The organism is Moraxella boevrei DSM 14165, from assembly GCF_000379845.1.
In the GTDB taxonomy this organism is placed as follows: domain Bacteria; phylum Pseudomonadota; class Gammaproteobacteria; order Pseudomonadales; family Moraxellaceae; genus Faucicola; species Faucicola boevrei.
In genome coordinates this window covers 1-25,472 of sequence record NZ_KB903804.1, presented here as the reverse complement: position 1 = coordinate 25,472, position 25,472 = coordinate 1, and the positions used below count along the sequence as shown (strand labels likewise).

The window sequence follows — 25,472 nt, the reverse complement described above, 5'->3', positions numbered from 1 at the left end:
TATTTCTAAAATGCCCTAAAGCTTAAAAATAATCCGCTTTAAATAGCTCATTGATTTAAAGCGGATTTTGGTGGATAAAGGCTTAGTTTGTTTTATGCCAATGTCGCTCCAGCCACCATGCTATCAGGCAAAATCACCACTTGTAATTGCCCATCTTTTTCCGCTGACAAAATCATACCTTCGGATACGCCAAATTTCATCTTACGTGGGGCAAGGTTGGTGACACAAATCACCGTTTTACCTGCTAATTCTTCAGGTTTATAAAATTTTGCGATACCGCTAAACACATTGCGAGTTTTTTCTTCGCCCACGTCTAGCGTAAATTGCAACAGTTTATCAGCCCCTGCCACGCTGTTACATTCTAACACTTTGGCAACTTTCATCGTTACTTTGGCAAAGTCGTCAATATTAATAAATTCACCTGTAATTTCAGATGTTTCAGTTTTGGTGGTTTTGTCTGGTTTTTTATCTTTTTTGGCAGGTTCTTCGGCGAGACTGCTTTTAGAATCATTTACCATGGCATCGATTTTCTCTTTTTCCACACGGCTCATCAGCGGGCTAAAGGCGTTAATCCTATGGCTCGTCAAAATTTCATGACGACTGTCAAATGTTAGGCTGTCAATGTTCAAAAATTCTTGAGCTTTTCTGGCAAGCTCAGGTAACACAGGTGACAGATAGACGATTAATTGACGGAAAATGTTAACTGCTACCGTACACACGTCCACGACTTCCGCTTGCTTGCCGTCAACTTTATTTAACGCCCATGGTTTTTTGTCGTCAATATATTCATTCGCCTTGTCCGCACACGCCATAATTAGTCGCATCGCACGGCTAAATTCACGGTTTTCGTAAGCTTTGGCGATTTCATCACCAGCATCAATGATGTCTTGTAGCAACACCTTTTCGGTGATTTCATTTGCCAATTTTCCACCGTTGTTTTTATGGATAAAATTTGCCGAGCGACTGGCAATATTGACGACTTTACCGACTAAGTCTGAATTGACTTTTTGCATAAAATCATCCAAATCAAGGTTGATATCTTCGACCGTGTCGGATAGTTTACTGGCAAAATAATAGCGTAAATATTCAGGATTTAAGTGATTAATATAGGTTTCGGCTTTGATGAATGTACCACGAGATTTGCTCATTTTTTCGCCATTGACGGTCAAAAATCCGTGAGCATTAATCGCAGTTGGCGTACGGTAATCCGTGCCGTGAAGCATGGCGGGCCAAAATAAGGCGTGAAAATACACGATATCTTTGCCGATAAAATGATACAGTTCAGTGGCGCTGTCTTTTTTAAAATACGCATCAAAGTCAATGCCTTCACGCTCACACAAATTTTTAAAACTTGCCATATAGCCAACAGGAGCATCTAGCCACACATAAAAATATTTATCGGGTTCATCAGTTGGCGTATTCGGAATTTTAAAGCCAAAATATGGTGCATCACGGCTGATATCCCAAGGCTGTAACCCAGCCTCAAACCATTCGTTGAGTTTATTGGTAATGGAAGTTTGCAGTCGCCCGTTTTCTTTCGTAAAACCTTGCAAAAAGTCAGTAAATCGTGGCAAATCAAAAAAGTAATGTTTTGACTCTTTGACGATCGGTGTGGATTGAGACAGGGTGGAATACGGATTTTTTAACTCAGTGGCATTGTAAGTGGCACTGCACACTTCGCAGTTGTCACCGTATTGGTCTTTGGCACCGCATTTTGGGCATTCGCCTTTGACAAAACGGTCAGCTAAAAATAACCCTTTTTCGGTGTCAAATAATTGCTCCACATTTTTGGTAAAAATATAGCCACGTTCATTGAGTTTGGTGTAAATTTCTTGCGAAAATTTCTCATTTTCAGGACTATGGGTAGAATAATAATTGTCAAAATTGATTAAAAATGAGCTAAAATCTTTTTCGTGCGAGGCTTTCACAGTGGCGATTTGTTCTTCGGGCGTTACGCCATTGTCTTGTGCCTTTAGCATGATTGCCGTACCGTGAGCATCATCAGCACAGACGTACTTGACATCGTGTCCTTGGGCTTTCATGGCTCTTACCCAAACGTCGGTTTGGATATACTCCACCAAATGCCCCAAATGGATTGGACCATTGGCATAGGGTAGGGCGGAAGTTACTAGAATTTTTCTCACAAAATCACCTTTCTTTATCAAAAAATTTTAAAATAAGCTAGTCATCAAAAATAAAGTGTATCATAACCGAAAATTAAAAAATTTGCTAATATTTGCCACAACAAAAAACGACTCTAAAAAAATTAGAGCCGTTTTTTGTGTTTTTTGTTAAGTGATTTTGTCAAATATTAGAATTTGAAGTTTGCACCCACTGTCCAAAGGTTCGTATCGCTTTCAGGTTTTGCATATTCAGCTTCGATAGCAATCGCAGGGGTTGCTTGGAAACCAAGACCAACACCATAAGCTAGACCTGTGTCATCTGCTTTAACAGTTCTTGTCGTTGTTTTTGCTTCAACTTCTGTTTTAGCAATACCAAGTTTGGCCTTTGCATAAACAGGTGTCGTTGCAAAGTTGTATTTATAAGTACCATATATGCCATAGGTCTTAGTATTCATTTCACCCTTGGCAGAGGTATTTTTAAATGTTACATCAGCTTTCTTTGAGCCTAGATATTCAATTTCAGTGCCCCAATTTTCATCAAATTGGTAGCCACCAAATGCTCCGTAAGCAGTTTGCTTTTTAGCGTCAAGATTGTCGTTCTTGCTATCAAACTGACCTACTTTCACACCTACGTATGGTTGACCAGCACTGTAGTTGATGGCAGCGTTTGCACCTGTTGATAATAATGCACCAGCAGTTAAGGCTAATAATGTTTTTTGTAAAGTTTTCATCGTTTTTCTCCGATTTCCTAAAAAATTGATAATTCAATTTTGTGAATAAAAGTAAATATGAAGGTTGTTTTCTTCTTGCTTACCGCTTGGTGTGTATATTAGCAAAAAAAATTTAAAAGTTTGTCAGTGTTTGATAGGTGAAATGTTAAGTTTTGCAAATAAATTTTCTCAAAAAGTTACAATTTTGATAACTTGCAAAGTTTTGTTACAATTATTGCAATTTTAATCAACTTTATTTTGATTCTAATAGTTTGGACGATTGATTATTGCCGATAAAAATCTAAAGACAAGCGAAATTTTTGAAAAAATTTAAAATTTTTTACTTTTTTGGCAAATTTTTTCAAAAAATCCTGTTTTTTCAAGCAAACTATGCTAAAATATCGCACTCTAATTTAAGGCGTGCTACTGAGAAGCGTGGAGCGACCTTATTTTTTAACACAAATTTATACGCTATTATATAAAAGATAAAGCATAAATTTGGCTTCTCACATCAAAGGAAAACTAGCCATGCTAACCAATGAACAACGTGCGGAAATCATCGCAAAATTCAAACAATCTGAAAACGACACAGGTTCACCAGAAGTACAAGTTGCTTTGTTAACCGCTCGTATCAACGACTTACAACCACACTTTAAAGCGCATAAAGCTGACCATCATAGCCGTCGTGGTCTTATCCGTATGGTAAATTCACGTCGTAGTTTGCTTGACTATTTAAAGCGTAAAGATTTAGACCGTTATTCAAAATTGATTAATGAGCTTGGTTTACGTCGTTAATTCGGTGTTGATTGACGTTTGATAAAAACGGTTACTTGGATTAGTAACCGTTTTTTGCATTTTTTTGTGGCGATTTTTACCAAAAAACGGTACAATATTTGGGTTATTTTGCCAGTTTTTTGTCAAAACTAACCAAACATCATCAAAAATCGTGAATAAACTTGGGTAGATTGCTTCTAATATTAGACTTTTTTAAAAGAACATTAAAAAGAAGTTTAATATTAGGGGCTATCACAATTTATTCATCACGCTTTTTAATAAATTAAGTTAAGATTTAAGGAAACTTATGTTTAATCTCACAACGAAAGAATTTCAGTATGGTAATCAACAAGTTACGCTAGAAACAGGTCGTATTGCTCGCCAAGCCAATTCGGTATTGGTGCATATGGGCGGTGTGTCGGTGTTGGTCGCTGTCGTGGTAAAAGATGATGCCAAAGAAGGTCAAGACTTTTTTCCATTGACGGTAAATTATCAAGAAAAAATGTACGCTGCAGGTAAAATCCCCGGTGGCTATGGCAAGCGTGAAGGTCGCCCAAGTGAGCTTGAAACGCTGACATCTCGTTTGATTGACCGTCCAATACGCCCGCTATTCCCTGAAGGTTATTACAACGAAATTCAAGTTACCGCGACGGTGATTTCGTCAGACAAAAAGCAAGATGCAGATATTGCAGCCATGATAGGTACATCTGCGGCGTTGGCGATTTCGTCTGCTCCGTTTAATGGTCCGATTGGGGCGGCTCGTGTTGGTTTTATCAATGGCGAATATGTATTAAATCCAAACTTTGAACAAATGAAACAAAGTGCGTTGGATTTGGTGGTGGCAGGGACAAAATCTGCGGTGCTAATGGTTGAGTCAGAAGCCCAAGAGTTGTCAGAAGACCAAATGCTCGGTGCGGTGTTGTACGGTCATCAGCAACAACAAATCGTCATTGATGCGATTAATGAATTTGCTCAAGCAGTTGGCGTGCAAAAAGCCGAATTTGTACCGCCTGCGGTCAATGAAAGTTTGCAAAATCAATTACAAACACAGTTTGCCGAAAGTATTTCACAAGCCTATACCATCAGCGTAAAACAAGACCGTTACGCTCGCCTTGATGAATTACAAAAAGAAGCGTTAGCGTTGGCAGGCGATGAAACGGCTGAAGATTATGCGGATAAAGTTAAAGAAATCAAAGCGTTATTTGAAACGTTAAAATATCGTACCGTGCGTGATAATATTTTATCAGGTAAACCCCGTATTGATGGTCGTGATTTGCAAACGGTGCGTGCGTTGGACATTCAAGTGGGGGTATTGCCTTATACACACGGTTCAGCGTTGTTTACTCGTGGCGAAACGCAAGCCCTTGTTACAACTACCCTTGGTAATACCCGTGATGTAAACTTGGTGGACACGTTGGCAGGCACAAAACAAGACCACTTTATGCTACATTACAATTTCCCAAGCTATTCGGTGGGCGAAACAGGGCGTGATAGTGGACCAAAACGCCGTGAAATTGGTCATGGTCGTTTGGCTCGCCGTGGCGTGCAAGCGGTGTTACCAGAAAATGAGCGTTTCCCGTATGTTATCCGTGTGGTGTCAGATATTACCGAATCTAACGGCTCATCATCAATGGCTTCTGTTTGTGGTGCGTCATTGTCGTTAATGGACGCAGGTGTGCCATTAAAAGCCCCAGTTGCAGGTATTGCGATGGGCTTGGTAAAAGAAGGCGAGCGTTTTGCGGTATTGTCGGACATTTTGGGCGATGAAGACCATTTAGGCGATATGGACTTTAAAGTGGCAGGCTCTGCAAACGGTGTTACTGCCTTGCAAATGGATATCAAAATTGAAGGCATTACCCCTGAAATCATGGAAAAAGCCCTACATCAAGCCCATGCAGGACGTATCCACATTTTAAATGCGATGAATGAAGTGTTGGCAACTAGCCGTAAAGAAATCAACGCTCACGCACCAAATTTTGCGGTGATTGACATTGACCCTGAAAAAATTCGCGATGTGATTGGCAAAGGCGGTGCGACCATTCGCCAATTAACCGAAGAAACAGGGGCGGTGATTGATATTGATGACAACGGTACAATCCGTATTTTTGGTGAAAACAAAGCATCAACCAAAGCTGCGATTGTCAAAATTGAAGCCATTACGGCGGAAGTAGAAGTTGGCAAAGTTTATACGGGCAAAGTGGTGCGTTTGGCAGAATTTGGGGCGTTTGTGAATATTTTACCAAATACCGATGGCTTGGTGCATATTTCACAAATCACCGATGCTCGTGTGGAAAATGTTACCGATGTGCTAAAAGAAGATCAAATCGTCAATGTGTTGGTACAAGATATTGACAATCGTGGACGTATCAAATTGACCATGAAAGGCATTGACCAAACTCAAGCCAGTGTTGAGCCAACTGCTGAATAAGTTGGTTTAAATCTGCAGAAAATCCCCAAATTTCGGTTTGGGGATTTTTTTTGAATAAAAAAAGATTTTTCACTGCTTTTTTGTTATGATTGTGTTTATTTTTTTTAGGAAATTTTCATGTTATTCCAATCCATCATTATTGATAAATATACCAAAAGTTTAAGCCCTGATGCGGTGCAATCTGCTTACGCCAACTTTACCGCCCATTTTCATAATCCTACCATTCAAGATAATATCCGCACATCAAAAGAAGAACAATATCAAGAGGGCTTTTTACGAGATTTATTCGTACAAATATTTGGCTATATGTTAAATCCTGCGGATAATTATAATTTGACCACTGAATTTAAAAATCTAAAAGGGGCAAAAAAATGCGACGGTGCAATTTTAAAAAATGATAAAGCCATTGCCGTGATTGAATTAAAAGGCATGAATGTTACTGATTTATCTCGGATTGAAGCCCAAGCTTTTGGCTATAAAAATAATCATCCGACCTGTCGCTATGTTATCACGTCCAACTTTCAAAAACTCCGTTTTTATATTGACAATGCGGTGGAATATTTAGAATTTGATTTATTTAAATTGGATTTTGAAGCGTTTAAACTGTTGTATTTATTACTACAAGCGGAGAATTTATTAAACGATTTACCGCTTAAATTAAAATCCGAAAGTATCTCCCAAGAAGAAAAAATCACACACGCTCTATATCAAGATTATTCCGCCTTTAAGCGTGCATTATTCGCTGATTTGTGTGCCAAAAATTCCCAATATAATGCCCTAGAATTATTCGCCAAAACCCAAAAATTATTAGACCGTCTATTATTTATTTTCTTTGCTGAAGACAGTGGCTTATTATCCGCCAATACCGCTCATACCATGCTGATTGAATGGCAAAAACTCAAAGACTTAAAAATGCCGATTAGCGTCTATGACCAATTAAAACGTTATTTTCACTTTTTAAATACAGGCTATAAAGATGAACATAGCGAGATTTTTGCTTATAATGGCGGACTGTTTAAACCTGATGAAATCTTGGATAATTTAATTATTTCTGACGATATTTTATCCAAACACATCAAAAAAATCGCTGATTATAACTTTGCCAGTGAGATTGATGTGAATATCTTAGGGCATATTTTTGAAAACAGCTTAAATGAAATTGATGAAATTAAAGCTGAACTTAATGGCGAGGAGATTGACAAAAAATCCACCAAACGTAAAAAAGACGGCGTATTTTATACCCCAAAATATATCACCAGCTACATTATCCAAAATACGATTGGCAAGCTATGCGATGATAAAAAACGTGAATTAAATCTCAATGATGAAGATTATATCACCGATAAAAAACGTCAAAAGAAAACCCAAGAAACATTATTGCAAAAACTCAAAGATTATCGAGCGTGGTTACTTGATTTAACCATCTGTGACCCTGCGTGTGGCTCGGGGGCTTTTTTAAACGAAAGTTTGAATTTTCTAATCAGCGAGCACGCTTATCTTGATGAGTTGGAGAGTAAATTATTTGGCGGTGGGCTTGTGTTCCAAGAAGTGCGAAATCATATTTTGGAGCATAATTTATTTGGGGTGGATATTAACGCTGAAAGTGTGGAAATAGCCAAACTGTCCCTGTGGCTACGCACGGCTGAACCGCATCGCAAATTATCTAATCTAAATCAAAATATCAAGTGTGGTAATTCGCTGATTGATGATGTGGATGTGGCGGGGGATAAGGCATTTGATTGGGAAAAAGAGTTTCCGCAAGTTTTTGCAAAGGGTGGTTTTGATGTGGTCGTGGGAAATCCGCCGTATGTGCAATTACAAAAATTAAAAGATACGTCCAATCAATTAGAAAAACTGAATTATCAAACCTTTGAAAAAACAGGCGATTTGTATGTATTATTTTATGAATTGGCTCATAATATTTTAAAAGATAATGGTTTATTGGGTTTTATTACGTCAAATAAATGGTTGCGTGCCAATTATGGTAAAAAATTACGCCAATTTTTAACACAAAAAACCAATCCAATTTTACTCATGGATTTGGGTTCTGGTATTTTTGAAAGTGCAACCGTTGATTCAAATATTTTAATTTTTGAAAAAAATGCACGAAATTATAATGAATTTAATGCCATTACTTTAAAAGAAGAACGCCGTGATTTTGAAAATATTGAACATTTAATGTTGAAAATATTTCCACAAAATGATGATATTTAGACAATTTCATCAAATATTGAACAATCCATTAAACAAAAAATTGAACAGAATGGCAAAATGTTGAGAGATTGGGATATTGAAATCAATTACGGCATTAAAACAGGATTTAATGACGCTTTTATTATTGATGAAAATACCAAAAATGAATTGATTGCCAAAGATAATAAAAACGTTGAACTCATCAAACCAATTTTGCGTGGGCGTGATATTGGACGATATTCTATTGATTATCAAAATCTTTATTTAATTAATGTGCATAATGGTTATAAAAATACGCCAAGAATTGATATTGAAAATTATCCAACTTTAAAAGAATTTTTAAATCAATTTTATGATAAATTGGAAAAACGTTCTGATAAAGGTGCAACGCCTTATAATTTAAGAAATTGTGCCTATATTGATAATTTTAGTAATGAAAAAATTATTTATCAAGAAATTGTACAATATCCGTGTTTTGCTTATTCAACCGAAACAATGTTTTGTAATGACACAGGGCGAATTATTACAGGAAAAAATTTAAAATTTTTATTGGCGATTTTTAATAGCAAATTATTCTTTTATGCGGTCAAAAATATTTACGGCGGTGGCGGATTGGGCGATACTGGCGTAAGAATGAAGCATACATTTTTTGAAAAATTTGTTGTTCCAACCATTTTAGAAAACGAACAAACGCCATTTATCACTCTCGCCGACCAAATGCTTAGCTTAAACCAAGCATTACAAACCGCTTGTACCGACTTTTTGGCAACCCTAAGCGAAGAATTTACCAACCTAAACCTCACTAAAACCCTAAAAAACTGGCACGAAACCGACTTTGACACCCTACAAAAAGAACTCAAAAAACAAAAACACCAAATCCCCCTAGCCAAACGCAAAGAATGGCGAGACTACTTCACCACCGAACACCAAAAAGTAACCAACCTACAAAACCAAATCCGTGCCATAGATGATGAAATTAATGAGCGGGTGTATAAACTGTATGGACTTGATGACGAAGAAATAAAAATCTTACAAATGGCGTGATGTGAGAGATATCAAAAAAAACGTAGGGTGGGTTTCACCCACCATTCAAAATATTGTACGTTATGGTGGGCGTAGCCCACCCTATCAAAAATAAAAAAACCTTGCAAAAAAAATATTTACAAGGTTTAAATTTGGTGGGCCCACACAGACTTGAACTGTGGACCAAAGGATTATGAGTCCTCTGCTCTAACCAACTGAGCTATAGGCCCGACTATTTAGACGTACTATCATACCCTAAAAAAAATTTTTTGCAATAATTTTTTTATAAAAATTACACATTTTTATCTTTTACTTTAGATTTAGACTGCGTTATAATAGCCGAGAAATAGCCAAAACTTATGCGACGTGGCTATTTTACTCACTTTTATTTTTAAGGAATTTATCATGGCAATTGAACGCACCCTTTCTATTATCAAACCTGACGCAGTGGCAGGCAACCATATCGGTGAAATTTATACCCGTTTTGAAAAAGCAGGTCTCAAAGTCGTTGCAGCAAAAATGCTACACCTAGATGACGAAAAAGCAGGCGGTTTTTATGCTGAGCATAAAGAACGTCCATTTTATGGCGACCTTGTCAAATTCATGACTTCAGGTCCTGTGGTTGTGTCTGTATTAGAAGGTGAAAATGCGGTATTGGCTCACCGTGATATTATGGGGGCAACCAATCCAAAAGATGCAGCCGAAGGCACTATCCGCCGTGATTTTGCAACGAGCATTGACGAAAATGCGGTACACGGTTCAGACAGCACCACGTCTGCTGAACGTGAAATTGCATATTTCTTTGCAGACAACGAAGTTTGCCCACGCACCCGTTAATTTTTGATTACAATTTATTTTAATTATTATTTTTAATTAAAAATTATCCAATAAAAAGCGATTGAAAATTTTTCGGTCGCTTTTTTTTGTTTTTATCACAAATTATTTTTGGCAAATGTTAGGGTAAATGTTAAAATAGCCTGTTTTTTCCAATGCCACAATTACGAATACTTTTTAGAAAAATCCTAAAAAAATTATCCAACCATGCGTTTAAAACAACTCAAATTATCAGGCTTTAAATCTTTTGCCAACCCGACAACTTTTGATTTTAAGCACAATATTACAGCGATTGTCGGGCCTAATGGCTGTGGCAAATCCAATGTGATTGACGCCATTCGTTGGGTGCTTGGGGAAAGTTCTGCCAAACAGTTGCGTGGCGGGGCGATGAGCGATGTGATTTTTGCAGGCACGCAGGAAAAATCTGCCAAAAGTTTGGCAAGTGTGGAGCTGGTTTTTGAACATACCCAAGCGGATGACCCTTTTAACCAAGCCCGTGGCAGAGGCGGTATTCATCATCCGTTGAATCTGTATCATGAGTTGTCGGTACGCCGTCAGATGAACCGAGATGGCAAGTCGGATTATTTTATCAATGGCACAAAAGTGCGTCGCCGTGATGTGGTGGATGTGTTCTTGGGGACAGGGCTTGGGGCAAGAAGTTATGCGGTGATTGAGCAAGGGATGATTGGGCGGATTATTGATGCCAATGCCTTGCAGCTGCGAGAATTCATTGAAGAAGCGTCAGGCGTTTCTCGTTATCAGCATCGCCGTGAAGAAACCCAAAAACAGCTTGACCACGCCAGTGACAACCTTAATCGCCTACATGACATGACCAGCGAGCTAACGGCTCAACAAAAACGGCTGGAAAAACAAGCAAAAACTGCCCAACAGGCCAATTCGTATCAGCAACAGATTGATGAAATTAACAAACAATTATTGATTAATGAAACATTGCAAGTATGGCAACAACGCCAAAACTTGCTTGATCAACAACAAGGCTTAAATCAAAAAATTGAAGAAAATCAAATACTTGTTAATCAATTAACTGAACAAGGCAAGCAGTTACAACAAAAAATCTATGAACAACAGTTAGCAAAACAAGAACAGCAAAACCTGTATCAACGCCATTGGCAACAGCAACACGAAGCTCAAACTCTGTACCAACAACAGCAACATCTACTGGCTCAACAGCAAGCAAAAATTGATGAATTGACCAAAACGGAACAAGCCTTAACCGCTCAACTTGCCGAAGTTATCAGCGAACAACACGCCCATGCTGAACGTTTGCAAACCTTGCCGAATGAGATGGCTACATTACAAAAAATTATCGCAGAACAACAACAACGCCAACAGCAAAGCCAGCAACAACGCCAAATAATAGTCAATGAAATCAGTGAATTACATAAAGAAAAACAAGAGTATGACAAGCAACTTGCCATTGTGGAAAATTTGCTAAAAACCACCCAACAACAAGCCGATAGGATCGCTCAACGTCAACAACAACACCAAAAAAATCAAACCATTTTTGAGCAAAAACGAAAGCAACACGATGCCAAATATGCCAAACACGCTGACTTTGACGAACGCAACATTGTCATGCTCACCGAAAAAATACATCGTTTGGAAAATGCCATCATTCATCGGCAAGAACAAATCGCCGACCAAACCGATGTATTAGACAGCTTGCAACGTCAACATCGCCAAGCCGAGCAACAAGAAGAACAATGGCAAACTGAGCAAAAAACCTTACAAAAGTTGGTAGAGGAACATGAGCAATTTTTGCAAAAAATCGCTGAAACACAAGGCAAAGTTGACAAACAAAACTTTGTCAATGTGGATTTTCAACTGTTATTAACCCAGTTAACTTTGAGTGAGCAAGGCAAATTATTTAGCAAACAACTGGATAAATGTTTGGCAATATTGGCACAATGGCTGATATTAACACCGACTCAACCGCAAGATAGTGAAAACTTGCTTGATAATTTTTCATTTGATATTGGGGCGATGTTTGGTAAACAAGCGGTATTCTTTGAACCGTTTTTTGTGAAACAGTTGGCACAATTTCAAAACAACTTAGAAATCAATTCAGAAAACAATACACAACACAATGCACAAAACACGCTAGAAACGCAAGATTGGGTGCGGTTAAATGCGTTGTTTTCATCGCCAAATTTGCCGATTTTTTCCGATGTTTGGCTGTTAAAGCACCCTATTAATCAGCAAAATTTGGTTAATAATCCTGATGTTTTCTTTAAATTAATTGAGCAATTACCGCAGTTTTTGCCGACAGATTGGCTGTTATTGTTTGGCGAAAATGATGAAATTTTATTGCTTCATCAGCATTTTTGCTTGGATTTACACGCCTTGGCATGGGGACAATCTAGTGATAGGAACAGACAAATCCCTGCGGTGAGTCAATATTTTAGCCAACAGCAACGCATTGAAACTTTACAAAATTTGATTAAAAAACAACAGCCGATTTGTCAACGTTTGGCAAATCAAGTGCAAGAAGAAATGATTGCGTTGCAAGAATGGCAAGCCCAAGACCAAGCCAGTCGCAATGAGTTGTTGCAATTAAACAAACAAAAACAACAACTTAGCCATGAGCAATTGCAATATCAACATGAAATTAACCAATTACAAAATGAAAAACAGCGACTTGCCGATGAGTTAAATTCTTTATTTTATGAACAAACAGAAATTAGCCAAACGATACAAAACTATCAAGCCGAACAAGCCAACATTCGCCAACAATTAGCCGATATTCAGCCACAATTAAGCCAAAAAATTCAGCAACGAGAAACGTTTGACCAAGATTTAGCCAAACGACAATCCGAGCAAAAAGGTTATGAAAATCAATATCATGCCTTAAGCCTAGAGTTAAGCAAAGCCCAATTGCAACAGCAACATCAAGCGGATAATCAGCAAAAATTACACGCACAACAGCAACGTGAACAGCAACAATTACAAACATTTATCCAGTCTTTGGCAGAATTGCAACAAAAATTACCGACTTTTGCCGAGCAACTCAGCGTGTGTGAGCAACGCTTGGCAGAAAGTGAATTGATTTTGGCAGATTTTAACGCTGAATTGATTGAATTAGAACAGCAAAAAATCCAACAGCAACAACGACTGCAAGCTGAGCAACAGCATCTACAAATCCTACAACAACAAGGCTACGATAAACAAACTGAATTGGCACTGATTAACCAACGTGCTGAGCAAATTGCAGAACAACGGACGGCTCAAGGTGTGGCAATGCCTAATAAAAGCCAACCTTTGTTGAGCATGAATGATGTAGATGCCCAACAGCGAACCTTGCACCAGTTACAGCAAAAACTGCAACAACTTGGGGCGGTGAACCATACGGCGCTGGCAGAATTGGACGAAATTAACCAACGCTTGTCGCCTTTGGCGGAGCAGGTGAACGATTTGACGGCGAGTATTGATACCTTGCGAGAAGCGATTACCCAAATTGACAGTCAAACCAAACAATTATTTATGGATATGCTTAATCAAGTTAATATTGATTTAAATCAATTATTTGTGCAAGTGTTTGGCGGTGGTCAGGCGAGTTTGGTACTGGCAGATGACAGTTGGCAGTCGGGATTAGAGCTCATGGCACAGCCTAAGGGTAAGAAAAATAGCCGTTTGGCGTTATTGTCGGGGGGTGAAAAAACCTTGACGGCACTGAGTTTGGTATTTGCGATTTTTAAACAACAGCCCGCACCGTTTTGTGTGTTGGACGAAGTGGATGCCCCGCTTGATGATGCCAATGTGGCACGTTTTACTAATCTTATCAATGAGTTAGCCAAAGATGTGCAATTTATTTTTATCAGTCATAATAAATTAGCGATGCAAGTGGCGGACGAACTTAAAGGCGTCACCATGCCAAATGCAGGGATTTCACGGCTTGTCAGCGTGGATATGAATAATGTGGCGGAATATTTGGAGCAGGGTAAGGTGGTATAAGGGCGGATTGGTAACCATTTTTAACAACTTTACGCAAATTTTGGCAAAAAAAATGCGAAAAAATTGGCAAAATTTGTGGTTTTATGTCGCTTTTTGGTAGCCCAAAACCGCAAGGCATGGTACTATATGCACTTTATTGATTGCCAAATTTTTGTTTAATATTAAATAAAAGTTGGCTTTTTGCTGTGTGCCAATTTTTCGCTAATTATTTCGTTAAATTTAGCATATTTGGGTTTAAGGATTGATTATGACCGTGATGAATTTTTTGTTAATTGTGGCGGCGGTAGTCGCTATCGTGTGGGGTGCGTATGTGTTGCTGTTTTCGGCAAAAAATGCTAACCAGCCCAAGCATTTAGAAGATTTATCCGATGAAACCGCGGATAAAGACGGCTTGCCGATTTTGCCACGTCATCAACGTCCCGACCCTGATGCTGATGAAGAAAAAAATATTACGTTGTCTGCAGAAAATACCGAATTAGCCGAGCCAACGCAAAATGTAATGCTCAATCAAACCGATGAAAATCAAACGTTTGAAACCTTGCAATTAATTAGCAGTCATGAGTTGCAACATCATCTTAGCCAGTCAGAGCAGCAAGCCCTACGACGAAATCAGCAACTAGCGAACGAAAAAAATCAAGCCTTGCAACAACTACAAGCCCAAGCTCAAGTGGCGGATTCACCAAATAGTGACGATGCGTTTAGTGCGTTGGCGAATGCGACCGAAACCATCACACCAATGGTGCAAACTTATGACGAACGCAAGCTGAAAAAAGAAGGCTTTAGCGAAAGCAGTCCGATTTTGGATAGTCATATCCAAGCTCAAATTGATAACGACCAAGACAGTCCACTGAATCATGCGACGCAAAATATCAACATTAGTTTGTTCCCAGACGAACAATTTGCACGGATTTTTGGGCGTGATTTGTTAAAATTATTTGACAAATATGGCTTAAAATTTGGGGCGATGAATATGTTCCACCGTTATGCTAATAAAGACGGTACGGGGCTGTTGTGGTTTAGCGTGATGATGGTGACAGAAGAGGGGATTTTACCGTTTGATTTGAACAAATTGCCGAACCAATATGTGAAAGGGTTGGTGATGTTTGTATCCTTGCCACATCCTGAAGCATCGCGTGGTTTTGATAGTATGATGAGTATTTCTGGGTTGTTGTCGCATGATTTGCAGGCGAGTCTTTATGATGAAACAGGCGAACCGCTTAACAAAGAAAATGTGCAAGAAATGCGAGAAATTGCGGTGAATTTTGTTAAATGATGGTGTTTTTAACCAAACACATAAAACTTATATCAAAATTAGGTTGGCTTGATTGCCAACTTATTTTTTTGTCAATTTATTGAATTTAAATAAGGCTGATAAGGTCGGGTGCGACTAATTTACTCACTTTCTTTGAAAATGCTTGAACAGGCTTTTTGCAAAATCCGTTGGTTAACACCTTGCATTTTTGAAAAAAACCGCCACTAATGCCTTTGTACAATATAAAAGCAAACCATGAAAATGGAAGGAATGATTATGCCAAATCCTAGCGAAATCCAAACTCTACCGCTCGTTGCCTTGCGAGATGTGGTGGTGTATCCCTATATGCAGATTGCGTTATTTGTCGGTCGTAGTGCATCGGTCAATGCGGTGGAGCTTGCCCAGTCAGAGCATGATGGCTTAATTTTTGTCATCACGCAACAAGACTCCATGTTTGAAGACATCAGCCCAGACAACCTGTATCAATATGGTACGGTGTGTCGCATTATCAGCACCATGCCCCACGAAAGCGACAAAAATGCGGTAAAAGTACTGATTGAAGGCCTACACCGTGCTAAATTAGAAGACGTGAGCAACGTGCATGACGAAGTGTTAATCGCTCACGCTATGCTAAAACCCAACAAAAGCCGAATTAGCAAAGCCCAACAACAAGAATATAAAGACACGCTGTTGGCATTATTTGCCGAATACGCCCAATCTCGCCTACGCAATTTTAGAGAATTATTAAAAGTTGCCGAAAAAGTTGAGCGTTTGGAAGAACTGCTGTATTTTATCGCAACACGTGTATCGCTTGACATTGATGTGAAACAAAGCTTCTTGGAAAATGACAACTTAAAAACCAATCTTGAAAATTTAACGGATTATTTGGTTAAACAAGAAGCCGACCAACACATTGAACAAGAATTGCAAGAAAAAGTCCGTAATCAGCTAGAAAGCAACCACCGTGAATACGTTCTAAATGAAAAAATGAAAGCCATTAAAAACGAGTTAAACGGCATGCGTCAAGAAAATGGCGAACCTGAATTGCCAAGCGATGAAGACGACATAGACGAGTTAGCAGACAAAGTTAAAGAAGCTGATTTGCCTGATGACGTGCGAAAAAAAGCCGACAACGAACTGCGTAAACTCAAAATGATGCCACCTGCTTCATCAGAGTCAGCAATTGTCCGTACTTACATTGAATGGATTTTGGACACCCCTTGGCGAAAAGCCAGCGAAGTGAACATTGACTTACCAAAAGCCCAAGCGGTGCTTGATGCCGATCATTATGGCTTAAAAGATGTGAAAGACCGTATTTTGGAATTTTTGGCAGTGCAATCTCGGGTGGATAATCTCAAAGGACCAATTTTATGCCTTGTCGGGCCACCGGGGGTAGGTAAAACGTCTTTGGGTGAGAGTATTGCCAAAGCGACTGGGCGAGAATTTATCCGTATGGCGTTAGGCGGTGTGCGTGACGAAGCGGAAATTCGTGGACACAGACGTACTTATATCGGGGCGATGCCGGGTAAAATCGTGCAATCATTGGCAAAAGTTGGGGTGAAAAATCCGCTATTTTTGCTTGATGAAATAGACAAAATGGCACAAGATTTTCGTGGCGACCCAGCGTCCGCCTTGTTAGAAGTGCTTGACCCGTCGCAAAATCACAGTTTTAATGACCATTATCTTGATATGGATTTAGATTTATCGCAAGTGATGTTTATCTGTACTGCCAACAGCATGGACATACCGCCTGCGTTGCTTGACCGTATGGAAATTATCCGTTTGTCAGGTTATACCGAAGACGAAAAAATTAACATCGCTGATAAATACCTTGTGCCAAAAGCGGTGAAACAAAATGGTTTGGCGAATGATGAAGTTGACATTACTACCGATGCCATTCAAGCCATTGTGCAACGCTATACCCGTGAAGCAGGCGTGCGAAATTTGGAGCGTGAAATTAACAAAATCGCACGTAAAGTGGTGAAAGCCAACGTGGAACAGGAAAAACCAGCCAAAACTAAAAAACGCAACCGTAAAACAGCGGATACCGTCAGCGTAACTGCAGATAACATCAATGATTATTTGGGTGTGCAACCGTATGATTTTGGCTTGGCGGAGCAAGAGGCTGAAATCGGTCGTATCACAGGGTTGGCGTGGACGCAAGTCGGTGGTGAACTACTTACCATTGAAGCGGTAGCAACCCAAGGCAAAGGTGATCTGAATTTTACAGGTTCGCTTGGTGATGTGATGAAAGAGTCTATCCGTGCAGCCATGACCGTGGTGCGGGCTCGTGGCGAAGCCTTGGGCATCAGTTACGAGAACTTTAAAGGCACGGATATTCATGTGCATATACCTGAAGGGGCAACCCCCAAAGACGGACCGTCTGCAGGGATTGCGTTAACCACTGCTTTGGCATCAGCCATGACAGGCATTGCTATTCGTCCAGATATTGCGATGACAGGCGAAGTCACGTTACGTGGCAAAGTATTACGTATCGGTGGCTTAAAAGAAAAACTGCTCGCCGCTCACCGTGGTGGTATCAAGCACGTGTTAATCCCAAAAGCCAACGAGCGAGATTTGGTGGATATCCCTGACAATGTAAAACAAGGCTTAACCATTCAACCTGTAGAAACGATTGATGATGTATTTTTGGCGAGTTTTGTTAAACCGCCTGTACCGTTAAAACCTACAAATTTGGCAATGGATTTGGCAGGAGAAAAAGCCCTAAAAAATTAATTTTTTTTAAAAATAATTTTTATCAATAATTATCGTTAAAATAAAAAAGTCAAACTTGGGGTTGGCTTTTTTGCTATTTACGTTGATAATTTTACCAAAACATTACATTTTTACAAAACTTCTGATAAACCCATACTTTATAATACAACTTTGTTGTTTAATCCAGTTTTATAGTTAATCATTCCAATTTTTTATTGTGTTATCTGTTTTGATAACTTTCTAATTGTTAATTTTTCTATTCACTTTCATTCATTTGTGCTAGGCATTATCATGACCGCAACTCAAAAAAAATACACTAAATTTGTGATGATTGCATTGGTTCTACTCGCCATTGTCGGCGTTGCGTATTATTTTTTAAAACCAAAACCACAACTCCCGAACCACATCACTGCCACCGCTGAACGCATGGATATTGAAAATAGCGTTATGGCATCTGGCAAAATTGAAGCCAAAGACATGGTGGACGTAGGGGCTCAAGTGTCTGGCGAAGTGACCAACTTGTATGTGGACGTGGGTGATGTGGTAAAAAAAGGTGATGTGATTGCCCAAATTGACCCTGTTACTCAGCGAAATAATCTGACCAATCAACAAGCAACTTTACAACAAAGTTTAGCCAATCTTGAAAGTAGCAAGGCGAATTTAGCAACACGTCAAGCCAGTTTGGATACTGCCAAAGCCGATTTAATCAGTCGTGAAGCCACGTTAAGCCAAGCCAAAAGCGAGTATAACCGTTTGCAAGGTTTAGCCAATAGCAATGCGGTATCAAAACAAGAAGTAGAACAAGCTTTAACTGCACTAAAAACTGCCCAAGCCAACGTTGAAAGTGCTAAACAAGCGATTAAAACTGCCCAAGCCAATCTATTATCAGGGCAAGCAGATATCACCACTGCCCAAGCGACCATTAAAAAATCACAAACCGAAGTTAACACCGCTGAACAAAATCTCGGCTACACTCGCATTACCGCTCCGATGAACGGCACGGTGATTTCGGTAACCACCAAGCAAGGTCAAACGGTGAACGCCAATCAGACTGCACCGACCATTGTCACATTGGCGGATTTGAGTACCATGCGTGTCAAAGCCAAAATCTCCGAAGCCGATGTGATTAACCTAAAACCTGGGATGCCTGTGTACTTTAACATCATTGGTAACAGCGACAAAAAAATTACCGCTACATTGCAAGCGATTGAACCTGCTCCTGAGAATACCACCGCCAATAGTAGCAACAGCAATGATGAAGCGATTTATTACATGGGTTATTTTGATGTACCAAACAGCGAAGGGCAGTTACGCATTAACATGACTACCCAAGTGTACATCGTGGAAGAAAAAGTAGAAAATGCCCTCGCCGTACCTGCATCTGCGGTAAAAACTGACCCAAAAAACCCACAACAACACTATGTCCAAGTGGTGCAAGCTAACGGTAGTTTAAAACAACAAACGGTAAAAATTGGTGTGTCTAATCGTGTTAATACCCAAATTTTATCGGGTTTAAAAGAAGGTGAAAAAGTGGTGATTAGCGAAGCAACAAGTGAAAAAACACGCAATGCCAACCGTCCACCGATGATGTAATATTAAAAAATAAATTTAAAAAAAATAAAAATGTGAGAATAATCATTAAATGACACATTCAACTACCGCCAAAAATCCGATTATGGAAGTGAGCGGAATTATCCGAGAATTTCCTGCAGGCGAAGAAAAAATTCGTGTGTTGCACGGCATTGATTTAACTATCTATGAAGGCGAAATGGTGGCAATCATCGGGCAGTCAGGCTCTGGTAAGTCTACCTTAATGAATATTTTAGGCTGTCTTGACCAAGCCACTGCAGGCAGTTACAAAATTTATGGCAAATCCGTTAGCCAACTCACTGCGGACGAACTTGCTGAACTTCGCCGTGAACATTTTGGTTTTATTTTTCAACGTTATCATTTGTTAGGTGACATTAATGCAAGAGATAATGTTGCCGTGCCTGCGGTGTATGCAGGTATGCCAAGTGATAAACGAGATGAGCGAGCGACTAAATTATTAGCGGATTTGGGCTTAGCCGAAAAAACCCAAAATCGCCCAAGCCAGCTCTCTGGCGGTCAACAGCAACGGGTGTCTATCGCTCGTGCCTTAATGAATGGCGGTGATGTGATTTTGGCGGACGAGCCGACAGGGGCGTTGGATAGCAAATCTGGTAAAGACGTTATGGCGATTTTACAAGATTTGAATGCCAAAGGGCATACGATTATCATGGTAACCCATGACCCAAGTATTGCCGAGCAAGCCGAACGAGTTATTGAAATCAAAGACGGCTATATCTTAAAAGATTATTATACCAATCAAACTTTGCCTGCCAAACAATCGGATAAAGCGATTAGTTTTGCCAAAAAAACAGGTATTTGGGCGTTTTTAGACCGTTTGGGCGAAGCCTTTAAAATGTCGTTATTGGCGATGAAAGCTCACAAGATGCGAACGCTACTAACCATGCTAGGAATTATCATTGGCATTGCCTCAGTGGTGTCGGTGGTCGGACTTGGGCAAGGCTCGCAACAAAAAATTTTAAGCGATATCAGCTCACTTGGCACAAACACACTTACCGTGCGAGACGGCTATAAATTTGGTGACCCACGCCGTCGTTATCACGATGACAACTTGACCGATGGCGATGCCAATGCCGTTGCCGAACAGCCCTATGTACAAAGCGTCAGCCCACAAATCGGTACAAGCGTTACTGCTCGTTACCGTGATACCGAAGTGTCTGCGAATGTGAGTGGCGTTGGTGAAGGGTATCTGAGCGTGATAGGTGAAAAACTTAAAAGTGGACAAAACTTTAGTACTACTGATATTAAATCCATGACCCAAGATATTATTTTGGATGACAATGCGGTAAATTCATTTTTTCCCAATGGTGAAGACCCTGTCGGCAAAATCATGTTGATTGGCAGTACCCCTGCTCGGGTGATTGGCGTGTTGGAAAAATCGGAAAAAGCCTTTGGTCCAAGCTCGGACACGCCAACCATCTATATGCCATACACCACCGTCATGCGAAAAATGCTTGGCAAAGATAACGTAGATGCGTTCGTGGTGCTGATTAAGGACAGCGTGTCATCTAGTGTTGCCGAAAAAGCGGTGAGCGAGTTAATTGAGCAACGCCATGGCACGGACGATTTTCGTATCCAAAATGCGGATTCTATTCGCCAAACCATTGAGTCTACCACCACCACCATGACGCTGTTGATTTCATCGATTGCCATCATTTCATTGATTGTCGGTGGTATTGGTGTGATGAACATTATGCTCGTGTCTGTTACTGAACGCACGAGTGAAATCGGCGTGCGTATGGCAGTTGGGGCAAGACAGTCGGATATCATGCAACAGTTTTTGATAGAAGCGATTTTGGTGTGCATTTTGGGTGGATTGCTTGGGATTGGTTTTGCGTATTTGATTGGCTATACCATTAACAGCTTGGGCGGTGGCAAATTCCAAGTGATTTATTCCACCGCATCTATCGTGGCAGCCGTGGTCTGTTCTACACTAATTGGTGTCGTGTTTGGGTTTATCCCTGCTCGTAACGCTGCATGCCTTAATCCTGTGGACGCATTAAGCGGTGGTGAATAACGGCTAAACGTTAAAAGTGGATAAAAATTTTGAAAAAATTGCAAAAAAAACTTGCAATCCAAAAAAATATCCGTATAATACGCACTCATTGGATCGTTAGCTCAGTTGGTAGAGCAGCGGACTTTTAATCCGTTGGTCCCGCGTTCGAGTCGCGGACGATCCACCATCATTTGAAAACCCTTTCTAATTAGAAAGGGTTTTTTGTTGTATTAAGAAAAAATTAAACGTGTCTTTTGATAAACTCAAGATGAATAGTTTTTATGACCTTTATTATCGCCATCCAATCAGAAGACAATATTATTCTATAGTAAAAAAAATTAAAAAATGGTACAAATCCACATCAAATAAAAGAATAGGGAATCAATACAATTTAACTGCTAATCCTTACGTTTCTGCTTAATCCAAGCCCAAATATTTTCAATAGCATTAAGGTCAGGACTATAAGGTGGAAGTCTTATTGCAAAATTTAAAAAAGGCGATTATTGCAAGACACCAATTTATTGATAATATTAGCTGGATGCAGTATTATTTAAGTTATTTACAGCCTATATTTTATCAGATAAACAGCACAGATGTTTGGGTTAGTCAAGATTTTCACATTTAAGAGGATAATATGGTAGCAGGTTCTGAGATAAAAATTACGCCTGAAGGGGTGTTTATTACGACGCCAAATATTTTTAAGGTGAAGGCGAGTAAGCATGAGCTTTTAGACGGGGAGGGGGTGCAATTTTCTGTACCTAAATTACCGAAAGTAGGGAATTATAACTTACATTTTAAAATGGAAGATGATGCAGGTAATCCATTGGCAGGTAAGAATTATATTTTATATGATGAAACAGGTGATGTAGTGAGTATGGGGGTGCTTGATGATGAGGGAAAAACGCCTATACTTCACGATAGGGTTGAAAAAGAATACTTTATTCATGTTTTAGATGTGAATTTTGACTTTGACATGGTAGAAAAATAGAGAGCTAATTGATGACTGATAAATTAGAAGATATCTACGTCCAATTTAGGTTAATGATTAGAGATTCTATAAAATCCGCCAAGTTTTATTACACGATTGTTTATACACCATTTGCTTATATGCAAGCAGGCGGTGGTATACAATCGTTTCAAGCCATTAAATTTACAGGAGAATTTAAACCAAACCCTAAGCAAAATGAAAAAGGCTGGTTGGCGGTTGATACTAGCGAGTTTTTATTATTTGATAAAGCTAAAGCCAAGCATGCAGTCAAATTACTTGGAACGCTAAATGATAGAAGTGGTAGGGCTTTCATTAGTATTCATCAGCAAACAAATAAGGGGGTTATAACAATTGCTGAGCATAAAAGTATTAATTGGATTTATCGTCATGAAGCCAAGGTAATACGTAATTATTGGGAAGTAACCAAAGGCTTGAATAGCACAAACCCTGATAATGTGAAAGATCAGGCTATATCTAGAAAAGATTGTCCACATAAAATTGATGGGGCGATAAAAGTTGCTGAGTATATNGAAGATGATGCAGGTAATCCATTGGCAGGTAAGAATTATATTTTATATGATGAAACAGGTGATGTAGTGAGTATGGGGGTGCTTGATGATGAGGGGAAAACGCCTATACTTCATGATAGGGTTGAAAAAGAATACTTTATTCATGTTTTGGGTATTGATTAACATTCAAAGATTAGGTAGGAAACTTATATGTCAAACGGTAAACAACCAAATAAAAATCGCATCACTAAACTTCGCATATTAATAGACCCTATTTGGAAAATAGATGATTTAAGTTATGAAGTAACTTATAGACAGTTTGCTTATTCAAATAAGGCAGAATTTGTAAAAGAACGTACTAGAACATTTTCTAGTAGCTTTTCACCTGAGCCAAAGTCTAATTATGGTGGTCGATTGGCATATGTTACTGATGAATACAATTTATTTACTTTTTATGATTATTTAAAAATTAAAGAGGATAGCTCGGGGAGTCGAGAAGGTCGTGTAACGTATAACATTTTTCAGAAAAATAAAAAGAGTAACAAAAAGATATTGCTCCAAACTTTAAATGCCGATTGGTATTATAAATACGAAAATAAAGTTTCAGAGCATAAATTTTCTTTAACGAAAGGTACTAATGGCACTGAGGATAATACTCAAAAGAAACAAAATTTAGGAGATAAGCCAAAAGCCAGCTTTACTGCTTTTGTGGGTGGAGCAGCAGACAAATATGAGTTTTTGGAACCTCCTCTAAATAAGCTAGTTTCACCAACTTACATAATGCAAAAGTGTCTAAATAATTTTGGCAGTAAAATTTTAAATATTCCTACTGCTAAAACTAAATACTATGGTTATGAAGAGGCTTATACTGATTATAGTGTTGGAAAAAAATACAATAATAAAGTATTAGATAACCTACTATCAGATATTCGAGAGATTTTAAAAAATGAACCTAAAACACAGATTAATCTAGTTGGACATAGCCTTGGTGGTTGGAATGTAGCAGGTTTAGCAAAAGAGTTATATGATAAGAAAATCTGTACTGTCAATTGTCTGATTACGCTTGACCCTGTAGGGCAACTAGCTAGTAAGGCTTATGTGCCAGTACCTGGTATCTCTCCTACTGTAATAAGAACCGCTATTTATGTTTTCGAGCCTAAACCTATTAGTAAAATTTGGGTCAATATATACTCACAACCTCAAAGCAATGAAGATGATGACACAATAGCTAACCTTGGTGGTCGCTGGAATAACGATGAGATGAAAAAAGCAAAATATAACTATACATCACAAGCTCACCATGGTGAAGCTGAAAAAATGTTTATAACTAAGTGTTTTGAAAATAATACACTTTCTGCAGCGGATATTTTGTTACGAGAAATCAAAAAAATTCAGTAATATTCAATTAACTGCATAATTTAAAAAGGATTTATAAATAATGAAGATGTTTTTTACCTATTTACTTTTAAGTAGCTGTTTATTAACAGGTTGTACGCAGACTTTTACAGTTGTAGATGCAAAAGATTTTGAAAGAAAATATCAACATGTCTATTTCGTGATTAAATTTTCTGGACTTAATGCAAAGCAGATAGATGAACTTTCGCAATATCAAGTAGGTAAATTTCATTGTACCAATCATTTAAAGTCTGGTCAGATAATCACTGGGTTAGCAGACAAGATGAATAGACACGATTTAACATCACGGGTCAGTCTTTTTTCTTGTGCAAAAAATTCTGCAAATGATTGTTATACAAATGATTATATAGAAATTCCGAGTGGTACAGAGATAAAGTGTTATATTGCTTTTAATTCTATCTTGAAAAGGACTTATCAAACTAAAGAGTTTAAGCTAGTAATTCCTTAGGTCAGATAATTCATGGCGTAAAAAAGCGTTTCATTGAAATATTTGAGCGGATAACCAAATTGCAAAAATTTTATGACTACCCTAATTTGTAGTAATTTACGCCATACACTTCTATTACAACCTGTGAGTTTTTATGACCTTTATTATCGCCATTCAATCAGAAGACAGTATTATTCTAGCAAGTGATACCCGAAATTTTGGGCTTGATAGCGACTATCAGTTACAAGCCAAATTTGACCAATCTATTCAAAAATCCTATCTTTGGAAAGATGGTATCTTTGCAAGTAATGGTATAGACCAAATTGGACAACAAGTGTATCAAAAACTCATTGACTCAAATAACACAGATTTTTTACAAACATGGTTAAAGCAATCTGCTTATCATTTTTCACAACAATTTGTTAACTATCAATTGCTTAGTGAACAAGTTATTTGCACGCAAATCTATTGCTCATCATTAATCAATAATATCCCAAAATTACA

The 25,472-nt window shown here is 38.7% G+C and carries 16 protein-coding genes, 2 tRNA genes and 1 pseudogene; 15 read left to right on the top strand and 4 right to left on the bottom strand.

Annotated elements, in window-relative coordinates:
• Positions 1-92: 92 nt before the first annotated feature.
• Positions 93-2,144 (bottom strand): methionine--tRNA ligase, encoded by a 2,052-nt coding sequence (gene metG, locus A3G3_RS0109060; RefSeq protein WP_026212950.1) that lies wholly within the window; start codon positions 2,142-2,144, stop codon positions 93-95.
• A gap of 167 nt (positions 2,145-2,311) precedes the next feature.
• Positions 2,312-2,854: a porin family protein gene (locus A3G3_RS0109055; RefSeq protein ID WP_019520206.1), complete on the bottom strand. Its 543-nt coding sequence runs from the start codon at positions 2,852-2,854 to the stop codon at positions 2,312-2,314.
• Positions 2,855-3,361: 507 nt separating this feature from the next.
• Between A3G3_RS0109055 and rpsO the strand changes: the two genes are divergently transcribed.
• From rpsO to A3G3_RS14075, 4 genes are all read left to right on the top strand, one after another.
• The gene (rpsO, locus tag A3G3_RS0109045; protein WP_019520204.1) at positions 3,362-3,628 is read left to right on the top strand and encodes a 30S ribosomal protein S15; all 267 of its coding nucleotides are present in this window, start codon (positions 3,362-3,364) and stop codon (positions 3,626-3,628) included.
• Between the two features lie 286 nt (positions 3,629-3,914).
• Positions 3,915-6,035 (top strand): polyribonucleotide nucleotidyltransferase, encoded by a 2,121-nt coding sequence (pnp, locus tag A3G3_RS0109035; protein WP_019520202.1) that lies wholly within the window; start codon positions 3,915-3,917, stop codon positions 6,033-6,035.
• A 117-nt stretch (positions 6,036-6,152) separates the two neighbouring features.
• Entirely contained in the window at positions 6,153-8,249 is a 2,097-nt protein-coding gene (locus A3G3_RS13565; RefSeq protein ID WP_019520201.1) for an Eco57I restriction-modification methylase domain-containing protein, read from the top strand.
• Positions 8,250-8,306: 57 nt separating this feature from the next.
• Positions 8,307-9,272, top strand: coding sequence for a TaqI-like C-terminal specificity domain-containing protein (locus A3G3_RS14075; RefSeq protein ID WP_019520200.1), 966 nt, complete (start codon positions 8,307-8,309; stop codon positions 9,270-9,272).
• A 132-nt stretch (positions 9,273-9,404) separates the two neighbouring features.
• Here the strand turns inward: A3G3_RS14075 and A3G3_RS0109025 are convergent.
• A tRNA-Ile gene (locus tag A3G3_RS0109025) sits at positions 9,405-9,481 on the bottom strand.
• Between the two features lie 175 nt (positions 9,482-9,656).
• On the opposite strand from A3G3_RS0109025, the gene ndk reads away from it, so the two are divergent.
• The 7 genes from ndk to A3G3_RS0108985 all read left to right on the top strand — a co-directional run bounded on the left by ndk (position 9,657) and on the right by A3G3_RS0108985 (position 21,815).
• Positions 9,657-10,088, top strand: coding sequence for a nucleoside-diphosphate kinase (gene ndk, locus A3G3_RS0109020; RefSeq protein ID WP_019520199.1), 432 nt, complete (start codon positions 9,657-9,659; stop codon positions 10,086-10,088).
• Positions 10,089-10,292: 204 nt separating this feature from the next.
• Positions 10,293-14,057: a chromosome segregation SMC family protein gene (locus A3G3_RS0109015; protein WP_019520198.1), complete on the top strand. Its 3,765-nt coding sequence runs from the start codon at positions 10,293-10,295 to the stop codon at positions 14,055-14,057.
• A gap of 247 nt (positions 14,058-14,304) precedes the next feature.
• Complete coding sequence (locus A3G3_RS0109010) at positions 14,305-15,330, top strand: cell division protein ZipA C-terminal FtsZ-binding domain-containing protein (protein WP_019520197.1); 1,026 nt, start codon at positions 14,305-14,307, stop codon at positions 15,328-15,330.
• Between the two features lie 255 nt (positions 15,331-15,585).
• The gene (gene lon / locus A3G3_RS0109000; protein ID WP_019520196.1) at positions 15,586-18,045 is read left to right on the top strand and encodes an endopeptidase La; all 2,460 of its coding nucleotides are present in this window, start codon (positions 15,586-15,588) and stop codon (positions 18,043-18,045) included.
• A 270-nt stretch (positions 18,046-18,315) separates the two neighbouring features.
• Positions 18,316-19,617 (top strand): efflux RND transporter periplasmic adaptor subunit, encoded by a 1,302-nt coding sequence (locus tag A3G3_RS0108995; protein ID WP_019520195.1) that lies wholly within the window; start codon positions 18,316-18,318, stop codon positions 19,615-19,617.
• Positions 19,618-19,666: 49 nt separating this feature from the next.
• Positions 19,667-21,649 carry a MacB family efflux pump subunit gene (locus A3G3_RS0108990; protein ID WP_019520194.1) on the top strand — a complete coding sequence of 661 codons (1,983 nt, stop codon included), beginning with the start codon at positions 19,667-19,669 and terminating at the stop codon, positions 21,647-21,649.
• 90 nt (positions 21,650-21,739) lie between these two features.
• Positions 21,740-21,815: transfer RNA gene (locus A3G3_RS0108985), tRNA-Lys, on the top strand.
• Positions 21,816-22,026: 211 nt separating this feature from the next.
• Here the strand turns inward: A3G3_RS0108985 and A3G3_RS14935 are convergent.
• Positions 22,027-22,107, bottom strand: coding sequence for a transposase (locus tag A3G3_RS14935; RefSeq protein ID WP_156802147.1), 81 nt, complete (start codon positions 22,105-22,107; stop codon positions 22,027-22,029).
• 155 nt (positions 22,108-22,262) lie between these two features.
• On the opposite strand from A3G3_RS14935, the gene A3G3_RS14070 reads away from it, so the two are divergent.
• The 4 genes and pseudogenes from A3G3_RS14070 to A3G3_RS0108955 form a co-directional block, all read left to right on the top strand.
• Complete coding sequence (locus A3G3_RS14070; RefSeq protein WP_019520192.1) at positions 22,263-22,616, top strand: hypothetical protein; 354 nt, start codon at positions 22,263-22,265, stop codon at positions 22,614-22,616.
• A gap of 719 nt (positions 22,617-23,335) precedes the next feature.
• Entirely contained in the window at positions 23,336-24,523 is a 1,188-nt protein-coding gene (locus tag A3G3_RS14770; protein WP_019520190.1) for an alpha/beta hydrolase family protein, read from the top strand.
• 40 nt (positions 24,524-24,563) lie between these two features.
• On the top strand, positions 24,564-24,989 hold the full coding sequence (locus A3G3_RS0108960) for a hypothetical protein (RefSeq protein WP_019520189.1): 426 nt from the start codon (positions 24,564-24,566) through the stop codon (positions 24,987-24,989).
• 133 nt (positions 24,990-25,122) lie between these two features.
• Positions 25,123-25,472: pseudogene (locus A3G3_RS0108955) on the top strand (hypothetical protein); the annotation flags it as partial.